22 protein-coding genes are annotated in these 20826 nt (G+C 40.6%); 14 read left to right on the top strand and 8 right to left on the bottom strand.

Annotated elements, in window-relative coordinates:
• Positions 1 to 69 precede the first annotated feature (69 nt).
• The 5 genes from BUE31_RS18200 (at position 70) to BUE31_RS18180 (ending at position 3499) form a co-directional block, all read left to right on the top strand.
• Positions 70 to 1284, top strand: a complete 1215-nt coding sequence (locus BUE31_RS18200; protein ID WP_073405264.1) for an ROK family transcriptional regulator — start codon at positions 70 to 72, stop codon at positions 1282 to 1284.
• A 1-nt stretch (position 1285) separates the two neighbouring features.
• Entirely contained in the window at positions 1286 to 1636 is a 351-nt protein-coding gene (locus BUE31_RS18195; RefSeq protein WP_073405263.1) for a DUF1801 domain-containing protein, read from the top strand.
• Positions 1637 to 1651: 15 nt separating this feature from the next.
• Positions 1652 to 2113 carry a GNAT family N-acetyltransferase gene (locus BUE31_RS18190; RefSeq protein WP_073405262.1) on the top strand — a complete coding sequence of 154 codons (462 nt, stop codon included), beginning with the start codon at positions 1652 to 1654 and terminating at the stop codon, positions 2111 to 2113.
• Positions 2114 to 2125: 12 nt separating this feature from the next.
• Positions 2126 to 2758 (top strand): HAD family hydrolase, encoded by a 633-nt coding sequence (locus BUE31_RS18185; RefSeq protein WP_073405261.1) that lies wholly within the window; start codon positions 2126 to 2128, stop codon positions 2756 to 2758.
• A gap of 243 nt (positions 2759 to 3001) precedes the next feature.
• On the top strand, positions 3002 to 3499 hold the full coding sequence (locus tag BUE31_RS18180) for a DinB family protein (RefSeq protein ID WP_073405260.1): 498 nt from the start codon (positions 3002 to 3004) through the stop codon (positions 3497 to 3499).
• 43 nt (positions 3500 to 3542) lie between these two features.
• Here the strand turns inward: BUE31_RS18180 and BUE31_RS18175 are convergent, their stop codons facing one another.
• Positions 3543 to 5027, bottom strand: a complete 1485-nt coding sequence (locus BUE31_RS18175; RefSeq protein ID WP_073405259.1) for an ATP-binding protein — start codon at positions 5025 to 5027, stop codon at positions 3543 to 3545.
• A 131-nt stretch (positions 5028 to 5158) separates the two neighbouring features.
• Here BUE31_RS18175 and BUE31_RS18170 point away from each other — a divergent pair, with 131 nt between their 5' ends.
• Positions 5159 to 6451, top strand: a complete 1293-nt coding sequence (locus BUE31_RS18170; protein ID WP_073405258.1) for an NRAMP family divalent metal transporter — start codon at positions 5159 to 5161, stop codon at positions 6449 to 6451.
• Positions 6452 to 6558: 107 nt separating this feature from the next.
• Here BUE31_RS18170 and BUE31_RS18165 read toward each other — a convergent pair whose 3' ends face one another.
• Together BUE31_RS18165 and BUE31_RS18160 are read right to left on the bottom strand one after the other, a co-directional pair.
• Positions 6559 to 7215 (bottom strand): CPBP family intramembrane glutamic endopeptidase, encoded by a 657-nt coding sequence (locus tag BUE31_RS18165; protein ID WP_073405257.1) that lies wholly within the window; start codon positions 7213 to 7215, stop codon positions 6559 to 6561.
• A 29-nt stretch (positions 7216 to 7244) separates the two neighbouring features.
• Positions 7245 to 7580: a cupin domain-containing protein gene (locus tag BUE31_RS18160; protein ID WP_073405256.1), complete on the bottom strand. Its 336-nt coding sequence runs from the start codon at positions 7578 to 7580 to the stop codon at positions 7245 to 7247.
• 128 nt (positions 7581 to 7708) lie between these two features.
• On the opposite strand from BUE31_RS18160, the gene BUE31_RS18155 reads away from it, so the two are divergent.
• Together BUE31_RS18155 and BUE31_RS18150 are read left to right on the top strand one after the other, a co-directional pair.
• On the top strand, positions 7709 to 8629 hold the full coding sequence (locus BUE31_RS18155; protein ID WP_073405255.1) for a DnaJ C-terminal domain-containing protein: 921 nt from the start codon (positions 7709 to 7711) through the stop codon (positions 8627 to 8629).
• 60 nt (positions 8630 to 8689) lie between these two features.
• Positions 8690 to 8965, top strand: coding sequence for a chaperone modulator CbpM (locus BUE31_RS18150; protein ID WP_073405254.1), 276 nt, complete (start codon positions 8690 to 8692; stop codon positions 8963 to 8965).
• Positions 8966 to 9132: 167 nt separating this feature from the next.
• Here BUE31_RS18150 and BUE31_RS18145 read toward each other — a convergent pair whose 3' ends face one another.
• On the bottom strand, positions 9133 to 9789 hold the full coding sequence (locus tag BUE31_RS18145; RefSeq protein WP_073405253.1) for a DUF2306 domain-containing protein: 657 nt from the start codon (positions 9787 to 9789) through the stop codon (positions 9133 to 9135).
• Positions 9789 to 10784, bottom strand: a complete 996-nt coding sequence (locus tag BUE31_RS18140; protein ID WP_073405252.1) for a serine hydrolase domain-containing protein — start codon at positions 10782 to 10784, stop codon at positions 9789 to 9791. The genes BUE31_RS18145 and BUE31_RS18140 overlap by 1 nt, the downstream gene beginning before the upstream one ends.
• Before the next feature lie 432 nt (positions 10785 to 11216).
• Between BUE31_RS18140 and BUE31_RS18135 the strand changes: the two genes are divergently transcribed.
• Genes BUE31_RS18135 through BUE31_RS18125 form a run of 3 tightly spaced genes read left to right on the top strand, consistent with a single transcriptional unit; the run spans position 11217 to position 14225 of the window.
• Positions 11217 to 12434 carry an acyltransferase family protein gene (locus BUE31_RS18135; protein ID WP_073405251.1) on the top strand — a complete coding sequence of 406 codons (1218 nt, stop codon included), beginning with the start codon at positions 11217 to 11219 and terminating at the stop codon, positions 12432 to 12434.
• A 56-nt stretch (positions 12435 to 12490) separates the two neighbouring features.
• Complete coding sequence (locus tag BUE31_RS18130) at positions 12491 to 13537, top strand: sensor histidine kinase (protein ID WP_073405250.1); 1047 nt, start codon at positions 12491 to 12493, stop codon at positions 13535 to 13537.
• A complete protein-coding gene (locus BUE31_RS18125; RefSeq protein ID WP_073405249.1) occupies positions 13530 to 14225 on the top strand; it encodes a LytR/AlgR family response regulator transcription factor in 696 nt (231 codons plus the stop codon). The genes BUE31_RS18130 and BUE31_RS18125 overlap by 8 nt, the downstream gene beginning before the upstream one ends.
• Positions 14226 to 14368: 143 nt before the next feature.
• On the opposite strand, the gene BUE31_RS18120 is transcribed toward BUE31_RS18125, so the two are convergent.
• Positions 14369 to 14677 (bottom strand): MmcQ/YjbR family DNA-binding protein, encoded by a 309-nt coding sequence (locus BUE31_RS18120; RefSeq protein ID WP_073405248.1) that lies wholly within the window; start codon positions 14675 to 14677, stop codon positions 14369 to 14371.
• Between the two features lie 8 nt (positions 14678 to 14685).
• Positions 14686 to 15318, bottom strand: a complete 633-nt coding sequence (locus BUE31_RS18115) for a LysE family translocator (RefSeq protein WP_073405247.1) — start codon at positions 15316 to 15318, stop codon at positions 14686 to 14688.
• A 102-nt stretch (positions 15319 to 15420) separates the two neighbouring features.
• Between BUE31_RS18115 and BUE31_RS18110 the strand changes: the two genes are divergently transcribed.
• Positions 15421 to 16191, top strand: a complete 771-nt coding sequence (locus tag BUE31_RS18110; protein WP_073405246.1) for an enoyl-CoA hydratase/isomerase family protein — start codon at positions 15421 to 15423, stop codon at positions 16189 to 16191.
• 256 nt (positions 16192 to 16447) lie between these two features.
• Positions 16448 to 18130, top strand: a complete 1683-nt coding sequence (locus BUE31_RS18105) for a MutS-related protein (RefSeq protein ID WP_073405245.1) — start codon at positions 16448 to 16450, stop codon at positions 18128 to 18130.
• A gap of 133 nt (positions 18131 to 18263) precedes the next feature.
• Here BUE31_RS18105 and BUE31_RS18100 read toward each other — a convergent pair whose 3' ends face one another.
• A complete protein-coding gene (locus BUE31_RS18100; RefSeq protein WP_073405244.1) occupies positions 18264 to 19157 on the bottom strand; it encodes a DUF3078 domain-containing protein in 894 nt (297 codons plus the stop codon).
• Positions 19158 to 19411: 254 nt separating this feature from the next.
• Here BUE31_RS18100 and BUE31_RS18095 point away from each other — a divergent pair, with 254 nt between their 5' ends.
• Positions 19412 to 20782, top strand: a complete 1371-nt coding sequence (locus tag BUE31_RS18095) for a ferritin-like domain-containing protein (protein ID WP_073405243.1) — start codon at positions 19412 to 19414, stop codon at positions 20780 to 20782.
• The last annotated feature ends 44 nt before the right edge of the window (positions 20783 to 20826 follow it).

The raw sequence follows: 20826 nt of genomic DNA, 5'->3' as shown, positions 1-20826 counted from the left end.
CATACTTTTAGAGTGTAAAATAAACCTGCTGCAATTGCGGCTATAAGCTTAATAACCCTGTATTATTGAATGGAACTTAAAACTAAAAGTGTGAAAGGCATGCAGCTGAAGCACATGATAACCAAATGTCTTTACTTTGATAAAGCAATGTCATGTGCCGAACTGAGCGAGTTATTTGATAAAAGTATTCCATCTATAGCTAAAGCACTTAATGAATTAATTGAAAAAGGCTTTGTGGTTGAGCAAGGCTATGCCCCGTCAAGCGGGGGGCGCCGTCCGCTAATGTATGCCATTAATGCCGATGCCATGTATATACTGGCTATAGCTATGGACCAGATGAGCACCCGGATCCAGTTGGTTGACCTGCGTAATCAGCCGGTTGCTGACATGTTAATGTTTGAATTAAAGCTTGTCGGTAATGATTGTGCGCTGCCTACTTTGGTTGACCATATTAATCAGTACCTCAACAATTGCGGTGTATTAAAAGATAAAATTACCGGGATAGGAATAGGAATGCCCGGCTTTATTGACCCCGTTAAAGGAATAAATTACACCTATCTTAAAACAGAAGACAAAAGCCTGTCCCAGCATATTTCAGACGAAACAGGCCTGCCAACTTATATTGATAACGACTCGAGCCTGATAGCTCTTGCCGAGCAAAAATTCGGGATAGCCAAATGGCAAAAAGAGGTGATGGTAATAAACCTTAGCTGGGGTATTGGTTTGGGGATGATAGTTAACGGCGAACTTTTCAGGGGGCGTAACGGCTTTGCAGGAGAGTTTAGCCATATTCCAATCTCAGAAGACGGGGCCTTGTGCGATTGTGGTAAAAGAGGTTGTTTAGAAGCCGAAGCCTCCATGCTGGTTGTATCAACCAGGGCAATTGCCGGTATTGAACAAGGGCGGATTACCAGCCTTAAGCTTGCCGGCGACGCGCAAAGCAAACAAATGAGCGATGCTATAATGACGGCCGCTAACAACGGCGATCAGTTTACCATTGAGTTGTTCTCAGATTCAGGCTACAAAATAGGAAAGGCCCTGGCTATCCTGATCCATATTATGAACCCGCAAGCCATTGTATTAAGCGGCAGAGGGGCAAAAGTTGGCAAAATATTATTAGCGCCAATTCAGCAGGCATTGCATAAATATTGTATCCCTCGCCTTTCAAGCGGCACCGAGCTGCTGGTATCTGAACTGGGCTTTGATGCCGAGCTTATTGGCGCAGCCATACTGGTAATGGAAAACTTTGATAAGGAAGTAATGAACCAGGCCGTTAATATTTAATATGCTCCGTGCAATTGACAGCTTTTTTTTAAACAAGGATGAACCCGTAAAAGGCTGCCTGCTGTTTTTAAGGGAGTATATCCTCAATTATAATGCAGCTATTACCGAAGCCTGGAAATACGGGATGCCTTTTTATTGTTATAATGGTAAAATGTTTTGTTATTTATGGGTTCATAAAAAAACGCACAACCCTTATATAGGTATTGTTGAAGGTAAAAAAATTGAGCATCCCTTGTTGATTATTGAGAAACGGGCAAGAATGAAAATTATGCAGCTTGATCCGCAGCAGGATCTCCCGCTGGATACAATTAAGGAGATCATGGGGATGGCGCTTGATCTTTATCGTAAATAATACCTCTGCTAAACTATGCAAATTAAAAGAATAACCGCCGCCGACCATCACCTTGTAACTTCACTTTTTAACAGCTACCGGGTATTTTACAAACAAGCACCCGATATGGAGCTGGCCGAAAACTATATAAAAGCCCGGTTGCAAAATAATGAATCGGTAATTTTTGTGGCCCTGGTTGATGTTAACGGCGCTGCAATTCCAGCCGGTTTTACACAGCTATACCCCCGCTTATCATCTGTGAGGGCAACAAAAAACTGGCTGCTTAATGATCTGTATGTTGATGCAAATTTCCGCAAGCAGGGCATTGGTGAAGCCTTAATAAAAACTACTATGGATTTTGCCCTGAATGATGGTGCAACCTGTGTTAAGCTGGAAACCGCCATTGATAATTACACCGCCCAAAGTTTGTATGAGGCCATGGGCTTTGTGAAAACAGAAGTGGGTGAGTCTTTCCTTACTTATCAAATTCAACTCTAATAAACTAAAACCATGCAAAAACCCGACAGCCTGATATTTGATATGGACGGAACCCTTTGGGATGCCGTTGACACCTATGCTGAATCGTGGAATGTAATTTTCAGGGAAATGGAGATTGATATAACTGTTACCCGCGAAGTACTGGCGAAGATGGTGGGCATGGAGGGCAGGAAAGTTATCGGCCATATTATGCCTGATTTTGACGATGAGAAACGCCAGGCTATATATGCCATTGTTAACGAAAGACGCCGCACACTGCTGCCGCAAATGGGTGGGATTTTATATGATGGCGTAAAGGAAGGACTGCCGCAGCTGGCGGAAAAATACTCCATATTTATTTTAAGCAACTGCGCCAAAGGGATCATCCGCTTGTTTATTGACTGGGCAGGCATAGACGAACATATTACAGATGAGCTTGCCCATGGCGTTAATTTTATGCCAAAAAATCATAACATTAAGTTACTAATGGAGCAGCATGGCCTTAAAAACCCTGTTTATATTGGCGATACTGCCGGCGACGGTGAAGAAAGCCGCAAAGCCGGTGTTCCATTTGTATTTGTAAGTTACGGCTTTGGCGATACGGATAACTATGATATAAAATTTGATGATTTTACATCGCTGACAGAATATTTTATGGGGTTGTGATTAAAATAATATGTCATTGCGAGCGCAGCGTGGCAACCGCTCGCCGTGCACAACCGCCAGTGCAAGTTCTACACCGTTCTATTCGCTCTGTATTGTATGCGATTGCTTCGTACCTCGCAATGACATAGCGGATTATCACTATTAAAAAACTTCAACTTTATAAAAACCTGCTGACATAGGGCTGTCATTAGCGTGTGTTTTATTTGTATAACAATTAAAAAGATAACACTAAAACACATCATCATGGAAATTATCCCAATGTTATTAAAAGAGATGGAGCAGGAAGCTCAAACTACCCGTAAAATGCTTGAGCGTGTTCCAAATGATAAATTTGACTGGCAGCCCCATGTAAAAAGCATGACCATCAGGAAACTTGCCGGCCATATTGCCGAGCTGCCTTCATGGGTTAGTATGACCATTAATACAGACCATCTTGATTTTGCCGACAACCCTTACACCCAGCCGGTTATTAATAATACTACCGAATTGTTGGCGTTGTTTGAAAAATCATTAGCAGAAGGTAAAGCCGAACTGGAAAAAACCAACGAAGATGAGCTGATTAAAAATTGGACATTGCGCAACGGCGACCAGGTTTACAGTGTATCGCAAAAAGTTGAAATTATCCGTATGACTTATTGCCAGATCGTACATCACCGTGCGCAGCTTGGCGTATTTCTTCGTTTGTTAGATGTACCTATTCCGGGCAGCTACGGACCAAGCGCTGACGATGCCGGGTTTTGAAATACCTTCTTAAACTTACGAAGTTTCGAAAACTTCGTAAGTTTTACGTGGTTTCAGGCAACATAAAATAAAAGGTGGCCCCTCTGCCCTCTTCACTTTCAACACCTATGGTGCCTTTATGGCGCTGAATGATCTCGCTTGCAAGGTAAAGCCCTATTCCAAAGCCCGAAATATTTTTCATTTTTTCGCTTTCAACCCTATAAAATCTTTGGAATAGCTTTTCCTGATCTTTTGGTTTAATACCAATCCCCTTATCTGTAACAGAAACACATACACAGCCATTGTTTTTAGCACTTGTTACAACTATCGGGGTTTCCTTGTCAGAGTATTTGAAAGCATTACTTAAAAAATTGCTGATTACCTGGCTTATTTTTTCACTATCGGCATATACTGTCAGCTCCTTTTTCTGAACAAACTTTATAGCACGACCGGGGCTTAAAAGGCTGGTTTCAAGTATGGTATCTTTAATCAGCTTATTCATATCAAATGTTGCCATTTTAAGCTGAAGCTTTCCCGATTCAAGTTTTGAGAGGTCTAAAAAACCATGGATCAGATCGGCCATTTTGTTTACCTGGATATTGGCTTTTTGTAACACACTATTTATAAAGCTATCACTTACTGGACCCAGCTTTTTTGACATGATCTGCAAATAAGCTTTTATTGATGTAAGCGGGGTTTTAAGCTCGTGGCTGGCCATGGCTATGAAGTCATTTTTTCTTATTTCATCACGCTTGCTGTCAGTAATATCTATTATAGTTCCCAGCATTCTAGCGGGTTCTTTTTTTTCATCATAAATAACAATCCCCTGCGTTTTTATCCAGCGAAGCGAACCATCCGGCCAATAGATCCTTACTTCGTATAAATAATGACCTGTATGTAAAGCTTCATTGTAAGCCGGAACAACTATATTTTTCATATCCTCCGCATCTACCTGTATTCGCAGTACATCAAGTGGAAGTTGCTTATTTGAGTCGTGGCCAAAAATTTCATTCATTCGCGGCGAACAGATAAACGTCAGATCACGCAGGCCCAAGTCCCAGGTGGCCATTGAGGCGGCTTCGGTTGCCATCCGCAAACGGTTTTCGTTTTCAACAACAGCTTCCCTTGCCCTTACTTCATTCGTGATATCAACAACCGTATTTAGTATATAAGCAACATTTTTATCAGCATTTAATATGGGTGTATTATTGCACGACCAGTACCTTATCTCGGCAGCTTTTGTTTGGGGATTATAAACATCAAAACGATAAGCAGGTACATCTATTTTTTGCCCTGTTTTAACTACTTTATTAAAAATAACACGTGCATTTGTATCATCAGTAAGTGTTTTGTCTTCAGGGAAAGCTTCAAAAAATCCTTTCCCAATAATGGTTTCCCTGGTGCTTGATGTAACTTCAAGGTAAGTATCACTTGCGGCAACAATAGTAAAGCATGGCGCATCACCCTTAACCAACAATGAACCAGGCGACTTTTCAAACACTATTTTGAAAATATCATCAGGTAAATCAGGCGGTATACGGGCGCTCATGGGTATAGTGAAATCGGTTTATTGATAAAAACATGAATTTAAGCAGTAATACTGTAAACCAAAATTAATTTAATAACAAGTTTCATAATAAGCAAAATAAACAGCCTATCTTCACCTTATTACTATTTTATATGAAAAAACGAACCGAGACTGCTGCTAAAATTAAAGGATTTTGGCGCATCCTTGGGCCCGGTCTTATAACCGGCGCAGCTGATGACGATCCATCAGGCATTGCCACTTATTCACAAACAGGCGCCCAGTTTGGTTATGGCCAGCTATGGACAGCCTTGTACATGCTCCCTTTAATGACCGCCGTGCAGGAAGCCTGTGCACGGATTGGTTTGGTTACCGGTAAAGGCATTACTACCATAGTAAAGGAGCGGTATAGCCGCGGGGTTTTATATTCAGTTGTAATGCTTGTTGTTATTGCTAATGTGATAAATATTGGCGCCGACCTGGGGGCAATGGCCTCTGCTGCACAGTTGCTTGTACCGGTTCCTTTTGTTGTGCTTACATTAATATTTACCACTATTATATTACTGCTTGAGGTATTTACCAATTATAAAGTTTATTCAAAAATTTTAAAGTGGCTGGCTATAACCTTACTGGCATACCCTATAACGCTGTTTATTGTTCATCAGCCATGGGCAACAATTTTAAAGGCATCTATAGTACCTCATTTTGAATTTACTTTTGCCTTCTTTTTTATCATAACGGGCGTATTAGGTACAACAATATCGCCCTATATGTTCTTTTGGGAAGCATCGCAGGAAGTTGAAGAAGACAAAGAAAAACATTTAATAACTTCAGGCAAGCCAACCATCAGCAACATCAGCGTAAAACGGATGCGGATTGATAATACTTTTGGAATGATCTTTTCAGAGTTCGCTACCTGGAGCATTATAGTAGTAGCTGCTACTGTGCTACATAACAGCGGTGTACACGATGTAAAAACCGCTGCAGATGCTGCAAAGGCCATTGAGCCACTGGTGCATAGTTTTCCGCATGCCGGTTTTTTGTCAAAGCTTATCTTTTCCATTGGGATTATAGGCCTGGGAATGCTGGCTATCCCGGTGCTCTCAGGTTCGGCGGCCTATTCCGTTGCCGAAGCATTTAACTGGAATGCGAGCTTAAATTTAAAGCTAAACAAGGCCAAAGGCTTTTACACAATCATTATTGCAGCCACCATTGTGGGTTTGATATTGAATTTCATCGGGATTGATCCTGTAAAGGCCCTGGTGTATGCAGCCGTATTAAATGGCGTAGCAGCAGTTCCGCTTTTATTTTTAGTGGTTAAAATTTCGGGGGATGAAAAAATAATGGGCGAATTTAAAAGCGGCTGGCTTTCCAAAACTATCCTTTGGATAACTTTTGGAGCTATGGGTGCAGCGGCGATAGCAATGTTTTATACTATTTTAAAATAAGCATTTAATAAGTTTCCTGAATAAAGATACTTGAAAGTAATAAAGTTGTGCTGATAAATGGAATTAATATCTCAATAGGCCGAAGCTATAAGCACATGTTGAATTTTTTATAAGTAGCCAAGCCTTATTGCGGTAAGCATAAACACATCATACAGCAGGTGAAAAAAGATCAGGTACCACAAATTGCCTTTAAAAACTTTATAAAGCCAGGTAATGAACAGAGCGAATATAAAAATGCTTATTACCGAAGCAGGGCCTTCCTGGTAATGATACAATGCAAATAAAACAGCGGTAATGAACCCGCTTATGGCAAACGTCCATTTTGACGTGCCTGCCATCTGCTTTATTTTAGTAAGGATGAAGCCCCTGAAAACTATTTCTTCGTACGGGATAACCAGCACAGCAGCCAGCAACAAAAGCAATAGGTAGTTAACTACGTTATGCTTAATAAAATCAAAATCGTGGTAGTTGGCCGGTTTAAATTGAAAGATCTTATCTATTAATGGTCCGATAGCCCAAAACTGTACCATAGCATAAGCTAAGCCTATAGCCCCACCGATAAAGAAAGCTTTTACTGACAGATCAGAAAAACGAAACCCAATGCTGCTAAAATTCTGATGATACAGTTTAAGATAAAACCAAAGCAGCGTTAAAACCACAAACGGATATACAAACATGGGTAAGCCACCAAAATGCGGAAACAGCATTAAAAACAGGATCATGAGCGTATCCAATACTGCTATTTTCCATTTTGCTGTGATCATAACATTCAGACTATCAGGCGAACAAAAAGTTACAGGTTCTTATAATCCTCGCGTACCGGGCTAAAAAGGTCTATCAGCCTGCAATTGGTTATAGCTTTGCCACTATGCCAAACATTTGAAGGCACTATGGCAAACAAACCGGTATTAAGCAATTGCGGGATGTCATTAACCGTTAATTCAAATTCGCCCTCAATTACAAAGGAGCATTGCTCATGGATATGCCTGTGCCGGGGTACCGAGCAACCTGCTTTAACTTCAATAAAATTGACAGTATTGGTTTCGGTATGAATTAGTTTAGAGAAAAAGCCGGGCGCTATTTCTTTTGTTTCAATATCATCAAAGTGGTGGAAAATGGATGTGTCCATGGTTGTTTATATTTCAATTGTAAGGTTAGAACAATATTAAAAATTAAAAAACATTTATCTTTAATAATTAAAAACCCGGAAGCATAAATTAAGGTTTATCTTTATTATCGGTTTTACAACCATCTACTATGGCATTTATTGATTATTACAAGGTTTTAGGTGTTGATAAAAAGGCATCGGAAAAAGATATTAAAAGCGCATACCGGAAGCTTGCCCGCAAGTACCATCCTGATTTGAACCCCAACGATGCGGAGGCTCACAAAAAATTCCAGCAACTGAACGAGGCCAATGAAGTGTTAAGCGATGCAGAAAAGCGAAAGAAGTACGATCAGTATGGCGAAAACTGGCAACATGGGCCCGAATATGAGCAGGCCCGGCAGCAGCAAAGCAAGGGACAGAGCGGCGGTTTTGGCGGAAGCTCATCTTCTGGTTTTGAAGGTTTTGGCGGCGATGATTTTTCTGATTTTTTTCAATCCATGTTTGGAGGCGCAGGCGGGGCCGGAACGCGGGGAGGAAGACAAGCCAAATATCGCGGGCAGGATTTTAATGCGGAGCTGCGCCTCGGTTTAAAAGAAGCGGCCGAAACGCATAAGCAAACGTTAACCGTAAATGGCAAAAACATCCGCATTACCATACCTGCAGGCATTGAAAATGGCCAGACTATAAAAATTGCGGGCCATGGCGGGGCGGGTGTTAATGGGGGCCCGGCAGGTGACCTGTATATCACTTTCCTTATTGCTGATGACCCCAGGTTTAAACGAAATGGCAGCGACCTGTATGCCAGCGCAAAACTTGATATATATACTGCGGTGCTTGGCGGCGAGGTAACGGTTGATACGCTGGATAGCAAGGTGAAGATTAAAGTAAAGCCCGAAACCCAAAACGGAACCAAAGTAAAGCTAAAGGGCAAAGGCTTGCCGGTTTACAAAAAAGAAGGCCAGTTTGGCGATCTTTATATTACCTATGAGATCCTGATCCCGACAAACCTTACTGAAAAACAGAAAAAGTTATTCGAGGAGATTCGTGAAGAGGTTAAGGGCGAAAGGTAAAAGGCGAAAGGTTTTTACCAATAATCTAATGAACAAGTGAACCATTAAACCAATAAACCGATGGTAAATTTAATAGCAACCAAAGAAATCAGCACCTATCATGATGTGGAATATACTTTTATAAACTCGCTTGGAGAAGCGGGACTGGTGAAACTAAAAGTGATAAAAAAAGACACCTATATCCCCGAAACCGAGCTGCAAAAGCTGGAAAAAATGATCAGGATGCATCACGAGCTTGACATAAACGTGGCCGGGATTGAAGCCATTATCCATTTACTGGACAGGGTTGAACACATGCAGGAAGAATTGCGGATGTTGAGGAACAGGGTGAGGTGAAATAAAACGGCTGCTCACCACCATGTCATTGCGAGCGCAGCGTGGCAATCGCACGCATGCATATCGGCCTTTCAAGTTCTACACCTTTTCGTTCGCTCTGTATAGTATGCGATTGCCACGCTGCGCTCGCAATGACAAATCTTAGATTGATCTTAAAATTGCCCTCTTCATACCACTAAACTGCCGGTGGTGCTGGTTTCATTCACCCTAACCAATTTATTTTTATTGATAATAAGGGCGGCAACTATAAGGTTTGGTACCCATGACAGCCACGATACAATGCGATAAGCTATAATGAAATCAATATGCATTGCATTTTGCATTAGGGGAAGCCAGATGCGCAGGGTAACCGCCCCAAAGGTAAGGGCGTAGTTAAGGATCATCCATCTTTGGTGTTCCTGGATTTGCAACCTGCGGATGCTTGTATAAGCCTTTATTATGGTATAAAACCAAAGCAGGGCCAAAATACCAAAACCCATTACACAAATTAAGCCTCCGTCAGCAAACAAAGCAATATACATACCGGCACTACTGCTTATTAAAACTGCAATTACATATATTTTGCCTATCCACCGGTGTGTTTTTAAATAGCGGCTGCGCAGCTTTTTACTAAACTGCGACCACCCGGTTAGCAGGGCAATACCGCCAAATGAAATATGCAGGTAAAATATGGTGTGCCAAACCGGGTTGTTTTTTATTGCGGCAGGTTTCCCATGTAAAAGCCCATTGTTGTTCATATCTACCAAAAAATACATGAGTGGATAAAGGCCTATAGCTATTGCAAAAAACACAAAAGGGATCCAGGGTAAGGTTTTTAGTTTCATTATTTTAATTGCTGATAAATTAAAGGGAAGATGTGATTAAGAAAAAGGTTTGACGCCCTTATAGCTGTAGCATCGTTAATGCTTTCATTAACATTAACAATTGCGTTTTTAGCGGGGATAACAAATACAAATTGGCCGCCCCACCCTAATCCATAGGTTATTGGTGTGTCTTTATAATTATAATGATAAAAGCATAATGCATAGGTTGAACCATTGAAACCCCAGTCGGTATTGTAAAAAATCGTGGGGTGAAGTACCTGGTTTATCCACTTTTCAGATACCACGCTTTTATTATTGAAACGGCCTTTATGGAGCAATAATGATGCAATCCGGTTCATGTCCTCCGTACTTAAATGAACACTTAGCAAACCGCATCCATCATAATAACCGTCTCTCATTTTACCCCATTCCACATTTCTAATTGCAAGCGGGCCGAAAAGGTATCTATTAGCAAATTCAAGCGTGCTCATGTGAGTACTTTTGGTTAAAATAACCGATAGAATATGGGTGCCTGCATTATTGTAGTGAAACACCTTACCCGGTTCTGATACTAATGGCGCCTTTAGCACATAGCCGGAGGGGTCTGCAATGGTAAAATATTTTCCAAGGTTAATGAGGTCTTCATGCCAAAGCCCTGATGCCTGGTTCATGATCTGCCTTATGGTGATATCCTGCTTTCTTTTATCTGTATCCTGCGCCAGTTCAGGAAAATACTTTACTATTTTTTCATCAACAGAACCTATATAACCTTTATCAATGGCAATCCCTATCAGTAATGACATTACGCTTTTGGTAAGCGATTGGTTGTTGAAAAGGTCCTGCTGGCTTTTACCATTGAAATACTGGTTGTAAACAATCTTATCATTCTGAGAAACAACGATTGAATACAGTTGACGATTGTTTTTAATAATCGCAGCTGTATCAATATTTATTTGCGAATAACCTGTACTTATTAATAGCGAGCTTATTAAAAATGCAAGTATGTATTTTTTCATTATGCGTAATTTTTATTTTGACGGATCCTATTCATGTATGTTACAAAGCATCAGAAATGAAATATAATCTCTACGCCTCCTTGTATAGTGGCATTAAGTTAAAAAACCTTCTTCCCTCCTTCCGCGCAGCGAAGGGAGGGTGGTCCAGCGCAGCGTTGACCGGGTGGGTAAATCTGCGGGCGATATTAACGCAAATGCATTGGCGTTAATGCATGGCGGCGTGGACTCACCCCGTCCGCTGGCCAGCGGATTCGCTTGTCACCCCTCTCTGCTGCGCAAAGAGGGGAAAGTAAGCGGTATCATTTCTAACCACAAAGATTGCTGAGGAAATTAAAAGAAAAGTTCCTGTGGTCACCAAAAACAGTCCAGTGGTCAAAATAGTTTTGGTAAGTATTCTTGAGAGGGTTTCTTTACATAAAAAACAACAAAACAATGGAAACCACACAACGCCAAACCTATCTCGACTGGTTACGGATCATATCCATACTGGGTGTATTATTTTTTCATTCGGCCATGCCTTATGTAGCAGAGGATGGCTGGCATATCAAGAACCACGAAACCAGCAACCTGCTGATGGAATCGAATAATTTTTTGCACCTTTTTCGCATGCCGCTGCTCTTTTTCATTTCGGGTACAGTAAGCTATTACATGATGCAGCGGCGATCTACCTTAAGTTTCATCGGTTTACGTTTCCGCAGGCTTTTTATACCATTGCTGGTGGGCATGTTCATCATTGTTCCACCGCAAATTTATATGGAACGGTTAACGCAAGGTTATAAAGGCAGTTTTTGGGATTGGTACCCAAGTGTATTTAACTTTGTTCCATATCCAAAAGGTGGCAGCTTTAGCTGGCACCACCTTTGGTTCATTGCCTACCTGTTTATTTACGATTTGATATTTGCACCCATATTTGCGTGGCTGATCTCACCAAAAAGCGATACGTTTAAAGAAAAACTTGCAGCATTGGCAAAAGGTAAATGGATATACCTATTGATGCTGCCGGGCATTATATGGTTTGCCTTGCTAAGCGAAAAGCTACCCGAAACCAATGACCTGGCTCATGACGGTTGCTACCTTGTTTACTGGCTGTTGTTTCTGCTGGCCGGTTTCATCTGTATTTTGCAACCAAAGCTGATGGATAGCCTGGAACGAAACCGCCGCTTTGCCTTACGCATCGGGTTTGTGAGTTTGATGGTATGGGAATACATGCGCTGGAATAAGATAGAGCCTTTTCATGAGGCCTGGCCCTTCCATAATAGCATTTTCAATTACCTGTTTATTGCACTGCGCCCAACAATTGCATGGGGATGGGTATTAGCGCTGGTGGGTTATGGCAAGCATTATTTGAATCGTAAACACAGTATATTGAATTATCTGAACCAGGCAGTGTATCCGTTCTATATCCTGCATCAAACGGTGATCGTAATGATAGTCTATTATATCGTGCAAACGCAAAATGAAAGCATTCTGTCAAAATACATATATACCGTTGGCATCACTTTCTTTGTGACTGTACTTGTCTATCACTTACTTGTGCGCCCGTATGCCATCACCCGCTTTTTGTTTGGGATGAAGCCAAAGGATAAGCCTAAACCGGTGATGCAGGTTGAGAATGAAGATTTGAAACCTGCTATTGGCTTATCGGCGTAAATCCTTTGTTATTCTTCACTATCGTTCAGAATGACAATAGTTCTTAATTTAGCTATATGAAATCTTTTCAGAAATACATATTCCCTGCATTGTACGGCCTGCTGGTATATTTTACCATCAGGCTGTTACACGATACCGATGTTGGCGAGCATTTTTGGGAGCGGCGTTTTTATATCAATGCCGTTGAAATGACCTGCACAATAACAGTAGGCTATATAGCCATATACCTGTTTGAACGGCTTTTTAAGTATTATGATAAACGCTGGCCCATACAGCTAAGCTATAGTGGCGTAGTGCGGGAACTGGTGATATTGGTAGGTGCTAACCTGGTATTGGTCAATGTGGTATTCGTGCCGATGGATATGACCCTGCACCTGGGCGACTGGAAACCCTGGTGGATCTCCTGGGCCGATGTAGCAGATATTAATATGATACCCACACTTTATGCTATTGTTTATTACGGCATTGCACGCAGCAGTACATGGTTAAGGGCCTACGTTGATAATAAAGTTCAGCTGGAAAAAGTAACAAACGATCACCTGGAAACGGAGCTCAAATTTTTGAAGGCACAATATCATCCCCATTTTTTATTTAACGCGCTAAACACCATTTATTTCCAGATGGACGATGATCTTGCCGGTGCAAAAAACAGTATCGAAAAGTTTTCAGAACTGTTAAGATACCAGCTTTATGATCAGCAGCAGCAGGTGCCGGTAATAAACGAGCTGGAATACCTGCAAAGCTTTATCGACCTGCAAAAAATAAGAAGTACCGATAAGTTGAAAATGGAAGTTACGTTTGACAAGGCTTTAAACAGTCAGCAGGTTTACCCGTTGTTGTTTTTACCGCTGGTTGAAAATGCATTTAAGTTTGTTGGAGGCGATTATAGACTGCAGATAGCCGCACAACTGGTAAATAACGAGATAACCTTTAGCGTTGAAAATTCTATACCTCAATTTAAGCAGCCCATTAGTAAGAGTAGCGGGATAGGCCTGGAAAATTTAAAGAGGAGACTCGACCTATTATACCCCGGCAAGCATACCTTGCTTACAACTGCTGATAATGATAATTTTACTGCTGAACTAAAGCTGCAATATGAATAACATAACCTGTATAATAACTGACGATGAGCCTTTTGCACGCAAGGGTTTGCAGGGCTATATAGAGAAAATAGGCTTTCTTGATTTGAAAGGAGTATGTGAAGATGCCCTGCAGCTAAGCGATGTGCTGCAAAAACAACCCGTCGATCTGCTGTTTTTGGATATCCAGATGCCCCATATTTCGGGAGTTGAATTTATTAAAGCACTGACAAAGCCGCCCAAAGTGATATTTACCACAGCGTTTGAACAATATGCAGTGCAGGGCTTTGAACTTGATATTATGGACTACCTTTTAAAACCTATCAGCTACGAACGGTTTTTAAAAGCAGCCATGAAAGCGCGCGACTACTTTGCGTTACGGGAAACCAACATTGCAACTACTGTTCCCTACATATTTATAAAAGTAAACGGTAAGCTTGAAAAGATAAACTTTGACGAGATCTTGTTTATTGAAGGGATGGAAAATTATGTGGCCATTCACCTGTCAAACAAAAAGCTAATTACCCATAGCACCATTAAGGCCCTGTTTGAAAAGTTACCGCAAGGGCAATTTATCCAAACCCATAAATCATTTATTGCAGCAATAAATAAGGTGGATACCATTGAAGGAAATACTTTACATATTAAACAGCACCAGGTTCCCATAAGTAAATACTTGCGTGAAGCTGTTTTAGGGCAGATTATAAAATGATGTGCGAATTTCGGATGTGCAAATGTGCGGATGAAAAGTCAATGTGCAGATTTCGGATGTGCAAATGTGCAGATGAATAAATAACTCTTCTCATTCGCACATCTGCATATTTGCACATCCGCACATCGTCTTCTCACCCTTATCTATTTCACCTTCTCCCACGCAAGCGTTAACGCATCATTCAGCATATCGCTTCGCACTTTATCAAGCTCAATAAAGGTGGCTCCTTTTAATCCCCATTTATTAGGAACCGGGTAAAATATGGCAGGATCAAAGGAATTAAATACGGATTGATCAATAGGTGACAGTTTCACCATCATGCGGTGCTCTTTTACCCATAATGTTGAAAATATGCGTTTATTAACCCGGAAGGATGGCATGCCAAAATGATCCTGCTCTACAGTTCCTTTTAAGCTCAATGCAACCTGTCGTGCAGTTTCTATATCAACCATAAGTCCCCTTATCTTTTTGAAGTTAAAGCAATCTTAACCCCCAAACCAATCAGAATAAAACCAGTGATCTTTTCCTGTATCATCCATACTTTTGGGTTCTTGTTAAAAAAGTCTTTTGTTTTACCCAATATGCAGGCAACAATAATCAGTACCAGGGTTCCCTGCAAAGCAAACCATAAGCCTAATGTAAATAGCTGCAGCTTAAACACCGGCGACGAAGCATTAATAAATTGAGGTAGAAAAGACAAAAAGAAAATAGCCACTTTGGGGTTTAAGGCATTGGTTAAAACACCTTGTTTAAACAGACTCCGGTAATTAGCCTTTCCGTTTTTTTCTTTTTTTGTTTCGATAGCCTGTTTGGAGAGCAAGGCCTTTATACCGAGATAAATTAAGTAAGCTGCACCCGCAAATTTAATTAGCTGAAATAGATAGGCTGATCTGGAAATTATAAGGGACAAGCCCAGTACCGCCGCAAAAATATGTACAAAGCTACCTGCAAAAATCCCGATGGCTGATATAATACCTGCCTTTATACCCTGCGAGATACTTCTTGATGCCACATACAACATATCATTACCGGGTGTAAGATTTAACAGCATGGAAGTAATGAAAAACAGGCTGAGATTTTGAAAATTAAACATACCCGTAAGTTAATTTAAAACACTAAAATAAGCTATTCTTAATTAATGACATGTTCACCGGAGTTTTAATTTAAATTTGACCACTCTTAATTACCAATTAAAATGCAAGAAACCGATAACGGAAATGTAAGCCTTAGTACCAGCCAAAATGGTATCACCACTATCAGCTTTTATCACCCTGCACAAAACTCATTACCCGCAGCTTTACTTGATGAATTAACCGCGAAAATAACAGCAGCCGGTAATGATGCTAAAACCCACGTTATTGTACTAAAAAGCGGCGGCGACCGCACTTTTTGTGCCGGGGCAAGCTTTGATGAACTGTTGCAGCTAAAGGACAAAGAAGCGGGCGCTATCTTTTTCTCAGGCTTTGCAAGGGTTATTAATGCCTGTCGTAAATCCTCAAAAATTATAATTGCGCGGGTACAGGGAAAAGCGGTTGGAGGAGGAGTAGGCTTAGCCGCTGCGGCAGATTATTGCCTGGCTACCGAAGCTGCATCCATTAAACTAAGTGAGCTGGCCATTGGGATAGGGCCTTTCGTAATATCTCCGGCTGTTACCAGGAAAATTGGTTTACCTGCGTTTTCACAACTAACCATCAGGGCAACTGATTTTCAAACAGCACAGTGGGCTATGGAAAAAGGGCTGTATAGCGAAGTTTACCCTGATATTGCCACACTTGATGCGGCACTGGATACCCTTGCCGAAAAGCTGGCTTCTTATCACCCGGAAGCACTAAAAGGCTTAAAAGAAATTTTATGGGAAGGCACCTCCGACTGGGATGAATTATTGCATGAACGTGCTGCCATAAGCGGCGAGCTGGTACTATCTGAATTTACCCAGCAGGCACTGCATGGTTTTTTGAAAAGATAATATTTTATTTAAATACCTGTTTTTCATTTAATTGGGGCGTTTTCACGTTACACCAAATGCTGCCTTAAATATTTGCCGGGTAAAACAACCAGTGTGTAACAACTTTTACCAAAATAAGTGCGTATAAACGCCTCGTTACGTAAGTATTATTTTACTTTTATTTGTATCGTTAACTATTGGTTATTGTTAAAGGTTTAATAGATTTACGTTGTGATTATTATGAGTTTATTTTAACACATTCTGTTATTTTTATTATATGTTTTATTGGTTATTTACTGCTGTAGTTTTCGCCGCTATCCTGATTGGGTTTTACATATACAATTATTTCGATAAGCTTAATACCACAAGAAGAAATTTAGAGAGAATTCAAAACAAGTGGGGCCGGCCTGTAAACGCCAGGCGTAACTTTAAATTAATTGCCGCCTATTTAAATGCCTATGAAGGCCCGGGTAAAATAACCGGCACAATTGCCGATGACCTTGACCTGAACAATGTTTTTAACTATATTGACAGAACAAACTCTAAACCCGGTAAGCAATATCTTTACAGAAAACTATTCACTCCTGATACTGATTTCGAATCGTTATTAAAATTTGATAAAAAGATAGATGCCCTGAACATGCCAAGGCCTGACCAGGAAAGGATTGAGTTGGAACTTGCAAAGCTTAACAGCCCCGATGCTTATTTTTTAGCTGAGCTATTTTTAAGGGAACATGAGTTTTTGCTGGTACCTTTAATGAGCCTTTATATCCGGATCTCGGGTTTAGCTATAATCGGGTTGATCATTTCCTTATTTATAGTGCCAAACCTGGTATGCTTTATGGTTTTGATAGCATTGCTTATAGGTAATGTTGCTTTACATTATGGCACCCGTAATAAAATATCATCCTACACCCGGTCATTGCCTCAGCTAATGATACTCCATGGTGTGGCTAAACGCATAGTAAAAAAGGTTACCCTTGAGAATGACGAACAGGTTAGGATCAGTTTAAACCTGTTAGCTGGTTTAAACCGCACGTTAAACCTGGTAAGCTTTGAAAGTAAGATTGCAGATAACCCTGATAATTTTAGCTATGCGGTTTATAAATTTATAAAACTGCTTTTCCTGCTTGAGCCGCTGATGTTTATTACATCGGTTAAACGGATAAACAAATACCGTGGTGATATTGAAGTGCTTTACAAATACGTTGCCGAAATTGATATGCTGATAGCTATCCAGTCGGTAAGAGTAGGGCTTCCTCATTACAGCAAACCTGTTTTTTATACAGAAAATATGCAAATGGATCTTACAGATATGTATCATCCGCTTATTTATAACTGTGTGCCAAACTCTATTCATACCCGTACAGACGAAGGCGTGCTGATCACCGGGTCTAACATGTCGGGAAAAACCACTTTCATCAGGTCTATAGCCATCAATACACTATTGGCGCAAACCATTTATACCACCTGCACCAACGGCTATAAAGCGCCTTTATTAAGGCTTCAAACCAGCATCAGGACTACTGATGACCTTGGCGAACACAAAAGCTATTTCCAGGCCGAAGCGTTATCTATCCTTGATATCATTAATCAAAGCGGCGGGGATGAACCAGTTAAGAGCCTTATTATTATTGATGAGATCTTCAGGGGGACCAATACCATTGAACGTATTGCGGCGGCAAAATCAGTATTGACCTATTTAACCGATAACAAGAACTTTGTATTTGTATCAACCCATGACCTTGAACTGGCCGAACTGCTTGATAACGACTATGCAGTGTACTCGTTTGAAGAAACGGTAAATGATACCCGCCTTGTATTTGACTACAAGATGAAGACCGGTGTGCTTAAAAACAAAAATGGCATTGCCATATTAGAAACCATAGGCTACCCTGAAACGGTTGTTGAAGATGCTTATATTGTAAGTGAGGAATTGAGAAGGAAATATGTTTTATAATAATTAGGTTATACTATATAAAAAAGGCAGAACGCTTTTCTACTTCCCAATACCGCTACCATATAAAAGAAAAAAAGCAACGCTTAACGGCGTTGCTTTTTTAATATAATATATCAGGTTATACTAATCCTGCTTAAAACTTATAGGTTAAGCCCACGCCAAAGATCTGCTTGGTTTGTAAAAGCGAATGGTATTCATTCACACCATTTTTCATTTCGGGTATTTGTGCTTTGGGGTCGTTAATAAGCTCAACGCCGGCATTTACGGTTACAAGTTTGTTCACTTTCATGAAAATATTAGCGGCGTAATCCACATAAATATCGCCCGGTTTTTTAAGATAGTTAGAGTACACTTTCAAAATATTTTCGAATGAAATATTTTCAACCAGGTTTACCTTGTAATAAGCGTCTAACGATGCTCCGAATTCAAAAAGGCTCTTTTTACCTGGTGTAACCCCATATGAACCGATTGATGAAAGCGAGTCATTCTGTACAATAGTGATGCGGGCAGCTGCAGGCGAAAGGTTGATCCTGAAATTATCAGACCTCTTATAAGCAAAGCCCGGTCCGAATGTTAGGTAAGCAGGTGCAAACGGTGCTGATAGTAAAGTTCTGTTACCCGTAGCATCATAGTTATAACCTTTTGTAAACTGGGTTTGAAAGTTAGCATAAAAAGTATACAGCCAGTATTTTGATGCCTGGCGGCCCAATAAGCTGTTTAGAATAATACGGTCGTCGTTCTTCCGCCAACCTGTCCCGTTCTGCTTGCTGATACCGTAGCCGGCAATAGCTTTGTTATCCCAGCTCCATACGCCTTTTTTATAATTAAAATCATAATCAAGCACAATGTTGGCTGCTACAGAATTTACACCACCGGCTGCCCAGTTTGAAAACGAGCTTTGGTTTATCAATAGTGTGTTTTGCCCGTGGATGGTCCATACTTTTGTAGTGTCTTTTGGCGGCGCCGCCTGCGAATAGCCGGCAAGGCATATAAATAAGAATGCCGCAATAAGTAATGTTTGTTTCATAAGGGATCTGCTTTAAATAATTTATAAAGTCACAAATTTATAAATTACTCTTAAATACATAATGAAAATTTTTCTAGGCCTGTTTCATTCACCTGAAATAATCTTTCTGTAATTGATAAATTATTAACATTTACGATAAATATTATACGTAAAACAGCAATTTTAAAGCTTACTCATCTTATTCTTTTACATGTACAATTATATTTTATTTAGTGAATAATTAGTTCTAATTTTAGCTCATAAACCTAAAATAAATGTCACAAAACAAATTTTTCGCCAAAGGCGGAGATACGGTAACTCCCGAAAATCTAGGCGAGGCTATTCAACAAGCTATTGAGATTGAAATTGCAACTATCCCTGTTTATCTTTACACTTATTATTCCATTAACCGCTCACCGGACCAGGACGCTATAAGCGGCTCCCTTGTGCAAAAGCTGACAGCCAAAGGTAAAACAGCTAAAGAAGCAAGCGCAATTGCCTTAGACCTATCTGCCGAACTCATGGTATTTTCAAACAAAGCGGGGGCTTTGATCATGAGCGTTGCGATAGAGGAAATGCTGCACATGGCGCTTTCATCAAATCTTAAGCAGGCGCTTGCCGGGTTGCCTGAACTGGTGGGTAAATCGCCCAGTGTATGGCCAACCTGCCTTCCTGGTCACGTTCCTCCTTTTAATATTGACAGAGCCAAGCTTTCACAGGAACAGCTGATGACCTTCCTCAAAATTGAAAGCCCCGACCCGCTGCACGATCCAAAACTACTCCAGGTAATTGAGTACACCACGATTGGAAAATTTTATGAAATGATTGTAGAATGTATTGATAAAAACGACCTGAAATACCGGACGTTTTTACCGCAGCTGATAGAGGGTAAAGGCTATTATGCGCAGAACAATATTGATACAGTTTACTACGATAAGGAACATAAGCCACATTTTACTAACCAGGATGACAGCGGTGATTTGGTTTATATAAAAGATAAAGCTTCAGCAATCAAGGCAATAACTTGTATAGTTGAGCAGGGCGAGGGTAATAAAGCCCCGGGGTTAAATCCTGATAACTCGGTTAATTGCAGCGCAGTAGTTCCCGGTGATTTTGATGATCCTTCAAAAAAAGAATTGTCGCACTTTGCAAAGTTTGTTGAGATTTACTGTACCTACAAAACCTTAAATGCTAAATTCAAAAGTCTTGATATCGGGGTTCAAGACATCAATGATTATTTTGTGGTTAACGTAGCCAAAAACCCGCTTACAAAGCACTATCCTGCCAATATAGCGCCGGTTTCTGACCTGCTTAACGCGGTTTATACCTACATATTTGTAATGGTTGAGGATTGCTACCTGAAATCAGGAAATACACAGTGGGAGATCTTTATGTTTGGGATCCATAAATCCATGATCTTTATCCTGAATTCTATTTGCGGGGACATAATGAAGCTTACCTACACGGCACCTGATGGAAATGTTTATTCGGCAGCGCCAACCTTTGAAGATTATCCTTTCGGTCTTTTATCAAGCCCAAAATCTCAAATGATAGACCTGTTCAATGCCGCTGTAGCCGTTTATCCAACTATCAGCTACCTGGGGCAAAGGATCCAGGATCTGCCGGATGTTCCATTGCATAATTGAGATGAATTTTAAGCAAACAGATTTAATCATTATTAAAAAATTTA

The organism is Mucilaginibacter sp. OK098 (assembly GCF_900142915.1).
Taxonomy (GTDB): Bacteria; Bacteroidota; Bacteroidia; order Sphingobacteriales; family Sphingobacteriaceae; genus Mucilaginibacter.
The sequence above is the reverse complement of the archived record's forward strand: the minus strand, read 5'-3'. Positions and strand labels throughout refer to the sequence as shown.